Source organism: Mycobacterium sp. (assembly GCF_032159765.1).
Taxonomy (GTDB): Bacteria; Actinomycetota; Actinomycetes; order Mycobacteriales; family Mycobacteriaceae; genus Mycobacterium.
The window spans coordinates 21,416-32,639 of record NZ_JAVHWM010000074.1; the positions used below are offsets into that span (position 1 = coordinate 21,416).

The 11,224-nt window shown below is 64.5% G+C and carries 7 protein-coding genes; 5 read left to right on the plus strand and 2 right to left on the minus strand.

Going from position 1 to position 11,224, the window contains the following annotated elements:
- The first annotated feature begins 26 nt into the window (after positions 1-26).
- The 5 genes from QOH60_RS08695 (at position 27) to QOH60_RS08715 (ending at position 10,086) form a co-directional block, all read left to right on the plus strand.
- On the plus strand, positions 27-7,538 hold the full coding sequence (locus tag QOH60_RS08695) for an ATP-binding protein (RefSeq protein ID WP_526419185.1): 7,512 nt from the start codon (positions 27-29) through the stop codon (positions 7,536-7,538).
- Between the two features lie 75 nt (positions 7,539-7,613).
- The gene (locus QOH60_RS08700) at positions 7,614-8,396 is read left to right on the plus strand and encodes an ArsR/SmtB family transcription factor (protein WP_526419167.1); all 783 of its coding nucleotides are present in this window, start codon (positions 7,614-7,616) and stop codon (positions 8,394-8,396) included.
- Positions 8,389-9,057 (plus strand): DUF899 domain-containing protein, encoded by a 669-nt coding sequence (locus tag QOH60_RS08705; protein WP_526419169.1) that lies wholly within the window; start codon positions 8,389-8,391, stop codon positions 9,055-9,057. The genes QOH60_RS08700 and QOH60_RS08705 overlap by 8 nt, the downstream gene beginning before the upstream one ends.
- 44 nt (positions 9,058-9,101) lie before the next feature.
- Positions 9,102-9,302, plus strand: a complete 201-nt coding sequence (locus QOH60_RS08710; protein ID WP_526419171.1) for a hypothetical protein — start codon at positions 9,102-9,104, stop codon at positions 9,300-9,302.
- Between the two features lie 4 nt (positions 9,303-9,306).
- The gene (locus QOH60_RS08715) at positions 9,307-10,086 is read left to right on the plus strand and encodes an enoyl-CoA hydratase/isomerase family protein (RefSeq protein ID WP_526419173.1); all 780 of its coding nucleotides are present in this window, start codon (positions 9,307-9,309) and stop codon (positions 10,084-10,086) included.
- On the opposite strand, the gene QOH60_RS08720 is transcribed toward QOH60_RS08715, so the two are convergent.
- Together QOH60_RS08720 and QOH60_RS08725 are read right to left on the minus strand one after the other, a co-directional pair.
- Entirely contained in the window at positions 10,073-10,615 is a 543-nt protein-coding gene (locus QOH60_RS08720; protein ID WP_526419175.1) for a TetR/AcrR family transcriptional regulator, read from the minus strand. The two genes, QOH60_RS08715 and QOH60_RS08720, sit on opposite strands and share 14 nt — an antisense overlap.
- A complete protein-coding gene (locus QOH60_RS08725) occupies positions 10,599-11,045 on the minus strand; it encodes an SRPBCC family protein (RefSeq protein WP_526419177.1) in 447 nt (148 codons plus the stop codon). Before QOH60_RS08725 ends, QOH60_RS08720 begins: the two co-directional genes overlap by 17 nt.
- Positions 11,046-11,224 lie beyond the last annotated feature (179 nt).

Genomic DNA, 11,224 nt, shown 5'->3' on the forward strand with positions numbered 1-11,224 from the left:
CTAGCAACGTGACTACGCTTTCATTGGTGGAGCTGCGCGTATTGGGACCTCTCCAGGTCCGGCAGGGCGGCGTGCCGGTCGCGATTCCGGGCGCCAAACCTCGCGCAATCCTCACCATGCTCGGGCTGCACATCGGTTCGGCAGTCGCGGCCGACACGCTGGTTGCACTCCTCTGGGGTGAGGATCCGCCGCGCACCGCCGTCAAGGCTCTGCAGACCCACATCTCCTCCTTGCGTCGCACTCTGGGCGACGGCTTCGTTCTCACCGAGGGAGCAGGTTGGACACTCGCCGACACCGAGGTCGACACATCGCGCTACAAAACAGCCGCGAAGCTCGGGCGGGACGCCGCTGCTGCCGGCGATTGCAGCCAAGCAGTAGCTCGCTTCGATGAGGCGTTGACTCTCTGGCGCGGAGTACCGGAACTGCCAGATCGCCAGCGGGGCCTTTCGGAGAAAACTCGCTGGATGGAGGGCCATGCCGCGCTGGTAGAGGACCGGGCAGATGCGCTGCTGGCGACGGGGCGCGCGGCCGAGATCGTCGGCGAGCTCGAGGCCGCAGTCGCCGAGGCTCCGCTACGCGAGAGGCGATGGGGCCAACTGATTCTCGCGCTGTATCGCGCCGGCCGACAGGGCGACGCACTCAGTGCCTACCAACGCGCCCGCTCGCTGCTGGCCGACGAACTCGGAGTCGACCCCGGACCGGAGCTTCGCCGACTCGAGGCCGCGATCGTCGCGCAGGATGCTGCGCTGGAAATCCCTGCGGCACAGAATCTTTCGTCGGTGACCCGTGCGGTGACCTTTCTGCTCACCGACATCGAGGGGTCCACCGCGGCGTGGGAGGCAGACGCCAGCGCGATGGCGCCTGCGTTGGCGCGCCACGACGAGCTCGTCGAGCAGGTTGTCACGTCGCGCGGTGGCCGGCTGATCAAGACACGCGGCGAAGGCGATGCGACGTTCTCGGTCTTCGAGCGGCCGTCGGCGGCGGCTGCCGCCGCCATCGAGCTGCAAGAAGCGATCGTTCACGAGCCTTGGGCGCTGCAGGAGCCGATGCGGATCCGGGTGGCACTGCACACCGGCGAGGTCGAGCTGCGCGACGGCGACTACTTCGGCCGGGCGGTCAATCGAGCTGCCCGACTGCGATCGCTGGCCGCGGGGGGTCAGATCCTGTGCTCGGGTGCGACCGCCGAGCTCGTCATCGACTCACTGTCCGACGATGTCGCGCTGGTCGACCTGGGGATGCGCCAGCTCAAGAACCTTGCGCGCCAAGAGCATGTCTTCGAGCTTCGCCTTGAGACCTCCGACGACGTTGCTCAGACGACTACGCCAGACGCTCCCATGGAGCGACCCGACCTACCCGCGGTACTCACTGGCCCCGGGCCGTTCGTCGGCCGCGGCAGTGAGCTCACGCGACTGATGTCCGCATGGCAGGCCGCGCTCCTCGGTGGGATGCGCGCGGTGTTGATCGCCGGCGAACCGGGAGTGGGCAAGACACGCCTGGCCGGTGAGTGGTCTGGACAGGCCTACGAGCAGGGGGCGGTCGTGCTGTACGGCCGTTGCGACGAGGACCTCGGCGCGCCCTATCAGCCGTTCGCGGAAGCCCTGCGCTCGCTCGTGCCGTCCCTTGGCGCAAGCAGGCTCCGGAGACTGCGCGGCGTTGAAGCGTTGCTTCCACTGGTTCCCGGGCTGACCGACGTCGTGCCCGATCTCGCCGCGCCGACGCGCGCGGACCCCGACACCGAGCGCTACGCACTTTTCGACGCTGTTGGCGCGCTGTTGGAAATCGCGTCCACGAACGCACCCGTCGTGCTGATCCTCGACGACCTGCACTGGGCGGCCAAACCCACGCTCCTGTTGTTGCGCCATCTCCTGCGCTTCGGCGAGCGCGCCCGCGTGCAGATCATCGGCACGTACCGCAGCACCGACCTCGACCGCTCGCATCCTCTCGCGGCGATGCTGGCCGACCTTCATCGCGATGGAACTGCCAACCGACTGGCGCTGAGCGGCCTCGACGAGGACGACGTGAGTGCCTATGTCGCTGAGGCCGGCTACGACGACGACGAGCTGGCCCGGGCATTGGCGACGGTGACAGGCGGCAACCCGTTCTTCCTCATCGAGGCGCTGCGCCACGTCGACGAGAGCGGCGGAGTCTGGGACCAGAGCACCCTGCCGCAGGGAGTACGAGAAGCAGTGAGCCGCCGGCTTTCTCGGCTCCCCGTGGAGACGAACAAGGCGCTTGCGGCCGCTGCGGTCGTCGGCAGCCGATTCTCGGTCGAGCTCGTCGAGCGCGTCGTCGACCAGGATCTCGTCGATGCATTCGATGAAGCATGCAAGGCCGGCATCGTCATCGAAGAGCCTGGCGGTCGCTACCGGTTCAACCACGCCCTCGTCCGACAGTCGCTGCTCGCCGAGCTGCCGTCAGTGCGACGCATGCGGCTGCATCAGCGCATCGCCGCGACACTGGAGACCCAGCCCGGCGCCGAGGACGAGTTGCTTGCCGAGCTGGCACACCACTACTTCGAATGCGCATGGGCAGGCAACGCAGCCAAAGCCGTTGAGTACTGCCGGCGTGCCGCAGACCAGGCGATGGCACGTCTCGCTTATGAAGGCGCAGCCGACCTCTATGACCACGCAGTGCATGCGCTGGAGGAGCTTGACGACGAGTTGCCCGACCGCGACGATCAGGCAGCCGAACTGCTGATCGCTCGCTGCGAGGCGCTGTTGGCCGCGGGCGACGTCGGTTCAGCGGCCGGGGCGGTCGCCCAACTGCAAGAAGCGACAATGGAATCGGCCCGCCTGGCGGCGTGGGCGACGTGCTTCGACGGTCAACTATCCATGCTGATCCACCCCGAGCGACTGGACGAGGTCGAAACCGCATTGGGGGCTGCCGCGGACAAACTCGCCGAACTGGACGACGCTGCAGGCGAAGCCAAGGCGCACACCGTCCGGGCGTCGTGCCTCGCCCGTCTCGGGCGGATCGGCGACTGCGAGATCGCTTTGGACGACGCTCTCACCGCAGCGCGGCGCGCGCGCGAACACCGCCGGGTGAACGCGGTACTCGCCGGCGCGCCGCTCGCCGCACTTTGGGGACCCAACCCGGTTCCGCGGGCGGGCGGGCGGTGTCTCGATGTGGTTCGGCTGCTGCGCATTACGACGGACTCGCCTGCGGTTGAGGCGACGTCGACGCGCTGCCAGGCCGTGCTAGAGGCATTCCGCGGACGTGCCGCCGCAGCGCGACGGATGATCGACTCGGCTCGACGCACGGTAACCGAACTCGGCTTAAGGCATGCGCTACTCGAGGTCGAGCAGTTCGCGGGAATCGTCGAACTGGTCGCCGACGATCCCGCCGCGGCCGAGCAGCCGCTGCGTAAAGCCTACAAAGGTTTTCGCCGCATGGGCCTCGACGCAGACACCGCTGAAACCGCCGCCTTGCTGGGTCGGACATGTCTCGCCCTCGACCGTGCCGACGAGGCTGACGAATTGTGTTCGGAAAGTGAGCAACTCGCGGGCAACGCCTTGAAGGCGTCGATCGCGTGGCGCACGCTTCGGGCACAGCTTCTTTCGCGCCGCAGCGAGCACGAAGAAGCCCGGCGATTCGCCGAGCAGGCCGTCGCTCTCGCCGCGAGCACCGACTTGTTGGTCGATCACGGTGACGCATGCCTGTCACTCGCAACCGTTTTGGGCACTGCCGGCGAGACCGCGGGGGCCCAAGCCGCCGCCGAGCAGGCGCTCGACCTCTATGAGCGGAAAGGCGCTGCGGCACTTGCGGAGATGGCGTGTCGTGTACTCGGCGAGCGTGAACAGCCGGCCGATCCGGCGCCAGTCGAAGCACCGAGAGTCGAACCCGACAATGCCTGCGTTCGCAGGATTCGCCAGTTCGACGCCGCCATCAACAGCGCATCGTGGACCGAACTCGGTCGGGTGCTCGCTCCCGTCCTTTCCGTCGAGTGTCGGCGGAAAATCGTCGGCTTTCCTTATCGTTCCTTCGAATTGAATGAATTGACAGCCCACCTTCGGGAATACCGCGAAGAGGGCGCGGTGGTGAATCGTCGTGTCGTTGCTGCGATACGAGGCGAGCGTCTCGCTCTCACCCGGTTGGAAGTAGGTACGAAGGGCGATCGTCCCGATGCACCGCGGGACGAGCTGCTCCAGCTCATCAGCCTTGACGAGGAAGGCCAAATCGCGCTGCAGGTGTGGTTCGACGTCGAAGACCTCGACGCCGCGATGGCCGAGCTCGATGCCGTTCACGCCCGCTTCGAGGCCGAGGGTTCTCAAGCGCGGATCGCCGAGCCGGACACCGCGTGCGTACGAACGATCCGCCGCACTGAAGCTGCCATCCATCGAGGAGCCTGGGACGAGGTTCACGACCAATTTGCGACCGATGGGTTCTTGGAGAGTCGCCGGAAGATGGTCGGCTTCAAGCAAATCGACGTCGCATCAGGAGACCGGTCACACCTGCGCCTCCTCGAGACGGGCGACGTGCGGGTCAACGAAGTAATCGTTATCGCCGTGCGTGGCGAGCGGCTGGCACTCACTCGACTGAACTTGGGCACGGCGGACGTGACCCCTGGTGCACCATACGACGAAATCCTCCAGGTAATCGGCATCGACGAGAAGGGTCGAATCGCTCTGCAGGTGTCGTTCGACGTCGAAGACATCGACGCCGCGGTCGCGGAACTCGACGCGCGATTTCTCGCTGGCGAAGCAGCAGCCCATGCGCAAACCTGGTCCGTGATCACAGCTGGCTACGCCGCACTCAGCCGACACGAATTGCCCTCGACCACAGGGGATTTTGCGAGCATCGACCACCGACGCGTGGCCGCATTTGCGCCAGGCGAACTGATACCATACCTGCGCGCCGGCTGGGAGGTAAACCGAAGCACGAGAACCTATGCCGAGTTCGCGCATCGCCTCGACCATCGCGGAGCCGTCGTCACACACGCAGCACATTTGGTGTCACGAGAAGGCTTCGAGGCCGAGTGGCGGTCGATCGACATCGTAGCGGTCAGAGGTGACCAGATCAGCCGCGTGGAGATATTCGACGAGGCAGACCTCGATGCCGCGCTCGCCAGATTCGACGAACTTTGCCGGCCAGCGCCTAACGTGGAGAACGCGGCAAGCCACGTAAGCGAACTCTTTCAAGAACGATTCGTCGTCCGCGACTGGGATGCCATGGCACAGATGGTGACTGATGACGTCAGCTTCGACGATCGCCGTCGCGTGGTAAACGCCGACCTCCAGATCGGCCGAGCTCTCTTCATGGAGAACTTCCGGATAGCAGCGGATCTCGGAGCCGCGCAAACGTTGAACGCCATCGCGATCCGCGGGGATCGCCTGGCCCTTAGTCGCGCCCGATTCTCGCGCGGCGATGGCGACCCCGAGGAATTCGCCCTCGATCTTCTGCACGTCATCGAAATCGACGTCGAGAATCGGGTCGCAGCGACGGTCACGTTTGATGTTGACGACTTCGACGCCGCGATCGCCGAACTCGAGATCCGTTATTGCGCGGGCGAAGCGGCTCCGTATGCGCACACGTGGTCGACCGTCACGGCGGCCTACGCCGCGCTGAATCGCCGCGAACTCCCAGCGGCGATCCCTAAGTGGGTGAACATCGATCATCGTCCGTTCGCCACGATCGAGGCGAATGCATTGACCGCCAACATCCGCGCCTTCTGGGATCTCACGTCGGAGGTAATGATCTACATCCCGGCGGTGCATCGTTTGAACAACTTCGGAGCGGTCGTCACCCACGCGACGCGTGCAATCTCGCACGAAGGCCTCGAAACCCAGTCGAGTGAGATCAGCCTTCTCACATTCGAAGGCGACCTCGTCAACCGCTGCGAAATCTTCGACGAAGCGGACCTCGACGCCGGACTCGCGAGGTTCGACGAACTCAGAAGACCAGCTTCTCGGCTGGAAAACGCGGCTAGCCAACTGGTCGAGCGCTACCTGGCCTACTGGACGGCCCGCGATTGGGACGCCATGGCAGAGATGCTGGCCGACGACTTGACGACCGACGACCGCCGCCACGTGATCAACGCTGGTGTTGGACACGGGCGGGACACCGACATAGCGACCGTGAAGTTCATCGCAGAAGCCGGGACCGTCAACATCACGCCGACCGTCCTTGCAACCCGCGGAGAGCGCCTCGTCCTGGCTCGTCAAGACTTCTACATCGGCGACGGGCGCCAACCTATTCAAGCCGAACTGCTTGACGTCACAGAGATCAACGCCGAGAACCAACTCTCGGCGCACGTCCAGTTCGATCCCGACGACATTGGCGCCGCCCTGGCGGAGCTCGATGCGCGGTACGTCGCCGGCGAAGCCGCCGATCATGCGCGCGCGTGGTCAGTGCTCACGGAGGCCTTCGCTGCGATCAACAGGCACGAATTGCCAAGGCGAACTCCGGATTGGGTGAATATCGACCATCGGCGCGGAGGGGCGTTCGCGCCCGGCGATGCGGCCCCGTACATCCACGCCTTATGGGAAGACGCGCCGGACCTCACTGTCTATATCGAGGCTGTGCATCGCTTGAGCGACCTCGGAGTGGTCGTCACCCAGGCGGGGCATGGGACGTCGCACGAGGGTTTTGAGGCCGAATGGCGGGAGATCGGGCTTTTCGTGTTCGCAGGCGATCTGCTCAGCCACTACGAGCTGTTCGATGAGGCGGACCTCGACGCCGCGCTCACCCGCTTTGAGGAATTGCACCCGCGCCCGCAGCGGCTGGAGAACGCGGCAAGCCAAGCCTCGGAACGCGTTTACGCCTGCTTCGCGGCGCGCGACTGGGCCGGTCTCGCGGAAGTATTTACTGATGACATTTGCCTGGACGATCGACGGAAGGTGGTCGGGACCGGTGTCCGACGCGGACGGGAGGTAAACGTTGCTGATGTCCGAGCGATGGCTGAGATCGGGGCACAGAGCATAACGCCGCGACTCGTTGCGACCCGCGGGGAACGCCTCGTCCTCGGTCGCGTTCATTTCGCCATCCACGACCAGTGGACACCCGAGGATTTCCATATCGATGCGCTCCGTGTTGTCGAAACAGGAGCGGACAACCGGATTTGTGCGGTCGTCTTCTTCGACCCCGACGACCTCGATGCCGCACTCGCGGAACTCGACGCTCGTTATCTCGCGGGAGAAGCGAGCGCTCACGCAGAAACGTGGTCGACCATCGTCGGATCCTTCGCTGCGGTGAACAGGCACGCGCTCCCCAAGTTGACGGCGGATTGGGTGAACATCGACCATCGGCGGGCGGTAGCAGTCGACACCGGTGACATGACCGCATACATCCTCGCAACATTGGACGATGCACCTGGATTTAGGGTCTACATCGAGGCCGTGCATCGGTTGACCAATTTCGGTGCGGTCGTCACCCAGGCGTCGTACGGGACTTCGCAACATGGCTTCGATGCGGAGTGGCGGATGCTCTCCCTGTCGACGGTCGATGGCGACCTGATCAATCGCGGCGAAATCTACGACGAGGACAACCTCGACGCCGCGATCGCGCGATTCAACGAGCTCGATCGCGACGCATCCGGCTAATTCTTGACATGCAGCCGAGCAGCTGCCTATCGTAGCTATATGCAACCAAACGGCTGCATATAGGAGATGGCAGAGATGGACGAGGTGTTCAGGGCGTTGGCGGATCCCAGCCGGCGCCTGCTGCTGGACAGCCTCAACACTCGTAACGGACAGACGCTGCGGGAACTGTGCGCTGGGTTGTCGATGGCTCGGCAATCCGTGAGCAAACACCTCGCCGTGCTCGAGGCGGCCAACCTCGTCACCACGATGTGGCGGGGGAGAGAGAAGCTGCACTACCTCAACGCCGAGCCGATCAACGCCATCGCCGACCGCTGGATCAACCAGTACGACCGTGCGCGGGTGCAAACGCTCGCCGACCTGAAAACAGCATTGGAGACCGAATCAATGAGTGGCAGTAACGCATTCGTCTATACGACCTACATCAAGACGACGCCGGAGCGGCTGTGGCAAGCAATCACGGACCCCGCGTTCTCGCACAGCTACATGGGCCACGGCATGGTGTCGGACTGGAAGAAGGGTTCGACGTATGTCTGGGAAGACCACGGCCTCAAGATCGAGCACCCGGATCAGGTGATTCTCGAGTCCGACCCGTACCGCCGACTGGCCTTCACGTTCCACACGTTCATACCCGAACTCGCCACTGCCGTAGAACAACTCGACGAAGAGACAGTCGCGACGTGCGCTGCCGAACGACGCTCGAAGGTGTCATTCGACCTCGAACCCCAAGGGGACCAGGTCAAGCTGACAGTCATTCACGATGACTTCCCGCCGGACAGCAAGGTCCGTGAAATGATCTCAGGCGGCTGGCCGGCCAAGCTCTCGAATCTCAAAACGGCACTGGAGCAATCCGATGCATGAGCCTCCGATCGTGTCCGCGGACGAGTGGGAAGCCGCCCGCCTCGCACTGATGGCGAACGAGAAGGAAGTCACGCGTGCCCGCGATGCGCTCGCAGCGCAACGACGACGGATGCCGAGGCTGGCCGTCGAGAAGGCCTACGAATTCGACGGCCCTGACGGGAAGGCGAGCCTGGTCGATCTGTTCAATGGTCGGCGTCAACTGATCGTCTATCGCGCGTTTCTCGATCCCGGAGTGCACGGCTGGCCGGAGAACGGGTGCGTCGGTTGTTCGATGGTCGCAGACCACGTCGGCAACCTTGCCCACCTGAATGCGCGCGACACGACGCTCGTGTTCGTCTCACGCGGTTCCCAGGCCGACATCGCGCGGATCAAGGCCAAAATGGGCTGGCAGATCCCGTGGTACACGCTCACCGACGACTTCGACGCCGACGTCGGCGTGGACGAGTGGCATGGCACCAACGCCTTTATCCGCAACGGGGACAAGGTGTTCCGCACCTACTTCATCTACGGCCGCGGCGACGAGGTGATGGGTAACACGTGGGCGTACCTCGACATGACCGCGCTGGGGCGTCAAGAGGAATGGGAGGATTCGCCCGAGGGCTACCCGCAGGGCAAGCCATACGAATGGTGGCGCTGGCACGACGAGTACGCCACTCAGTAACCGACCCGTGCTCGCGCCAATTGGCCGGGACTAGGCTCGAAGTCATGCGTGAAGTAGGTGCCTCAATTGCGGTTGTCGTTGGAATATTCGTCGCATTGGCTGGTCTGCTGTTCTTCTTCCAGGGAATCGGCGTGGTAAAGGGCAGCGAGATGACCGGCACGACCCTTTGGTCGGTGCTCGGTCCGATCATTGCGCTGATCGGCGTCGCGATCGCATTCGCTGGCCAGCGCTTGCGCAAGCGCTGACGCTATGGCGAGAGCGGGCTTGGACGTCGAACTCTCTGGCGGCGTCCTGCGCATCACGCTCAACCGGCCGGACAGCCTGAATTCGCTCAACGAAGAAGTGCTGAGCGGCATTTCCGCCGCACTGGACAGCACTGATCCGAGCACCAAAGTCGTCCGGCTCGGGGGAGTTGGTCGCGCGTTCAGCTCCGGCGGGAGCATCAGCGCCGACGACCTTGCCGCTGCGTCGACGCGGCCGCCGGGCGATCTCGTCGACGCAGCCAACCGCGCCGTGCGCGCAATTCGCAACGTGCCGTGTCCCGTCGTCGCCGCGGTCCACGGTCCGGCGATAGGCGGCGGCGCAGCCCTGGCGTTGGCATGTGATGTTGTCCTCGCCTCAGACACCGCATATTTCTCGCTTCCCGCGACAAAGATCGGGCTGATGCCGGACTGCGGCGCGACGTCGTTGATCGCCTCCGCGGCGGGGAGGATCCGCACGATGCGCATGGCACTGCTGGCGGAACGAATCTCGGCAGCCGAAGCCCTGCACTGCGGCCTGGTGACCGCGGTTTATCCGGCAGGCGGGTTCGACGCCACCGTCGACCAGCTGCTCCAACGACTCGTCGCGGGGCCGGCAATTGCGCTCCGCAAGACCAAGGCGGCGGTCAACTCGTCGACGCTAACAGAGCTTGACGCAGCGCTAGATCGCGAAAAGCGTTGGCAGAGCGAGCTGCTCGGATCCGCGGACTTCATTGAGGGGACCACCGCATTCCAGCAACGGCGGCCACCGAACTTCACTGATGCCTGAGGAGCTCGACGAAGGCCCGCGCGGCACGGTCGACGCCGTCGTCGTCGTTCGTGGCCGTCAGGTCGAGCAGCAACCCGCGGACGACGGCAAGCCCGAGGCGCATCATCGCAGGATCCGCAGTGCCACCGGACGCGGCGTCGACATCGTTCAGCCAGTCATCGACGGCACCCGGGATCATGCGCGCAAACGGTTCTTCGCCCTGGGCTGCTCTCGAGTAGCACTCGAAGAAAAGCCTTTCGAATGACCGTAATTCGGGTCGGCGCACGTCATCCCACATCGCGGCGAACCCCTCGGCCGGGGCCGTCTGCAACGTATCGAGGCCCGATCGCTGTCGTCGTTCGATCTCCTCGACGATTGCCAGCATCAACTCGTCTCGCGAACTGAAATGGTGCAACAGCATGCGGTGGCTGGTGCCGACAGCATCGGCCACCTGACGCAACGAGCGATCTCCGATGCCGCCTGAGGCGAACTCGTCGATCAGAGCGTCCAGGAGTTCCTGACGCCGTCCAGTATCAGGACGTCGGGCCACGAAGCTCCCGGACGCCCTCGGCCCGCGCCTTGAGGCCTTCGCCTTCGAGTTCGAGATAGCGCGCCGTCGTGCGCCGCATCAGCCGGCCCACCAACGAGCCGATCGGACCCGTCTGTTCCAATTTCTGACGGACCAGTGTGCGCCCGTTTGCCATCGGAACGACCTCGTGACGCGCGATCGTCTTGCCGCCGGGCGAGCGCTGCTCCCACGTCCACGACGTGCCTGGGGTGACCTCGGAGACGGTCCACACGAGTTTCGGCAGACGCGGTTGCTTAATTCCGAACCGCTTGCCGACGGCGAGGTCCGGCCCATCGAGTGCGACCAAGCTTGTGACCGAATCCGTCCATTCGGGCCAGCGTTCGACGTCAGCGAAGACATGCCAGACGTCGGATGCTGAGGCTGTGATCTCTACAGAGGCCTCGGTGATCATGTACCAAATGGTACATGATCACGCCGCCATTGGCGCTGCAATATGACAGCACCCCGCGAGCCGTTGCCAGGTCGCGGGGCGCTGTGAGTAGGAACGAAGATCAGGCTCGGTTAATTCAAGTCGAACCGATCGTTGTTCATCACCTTGACCCACGCCTTGACGAAGTCGGCGACGAACTT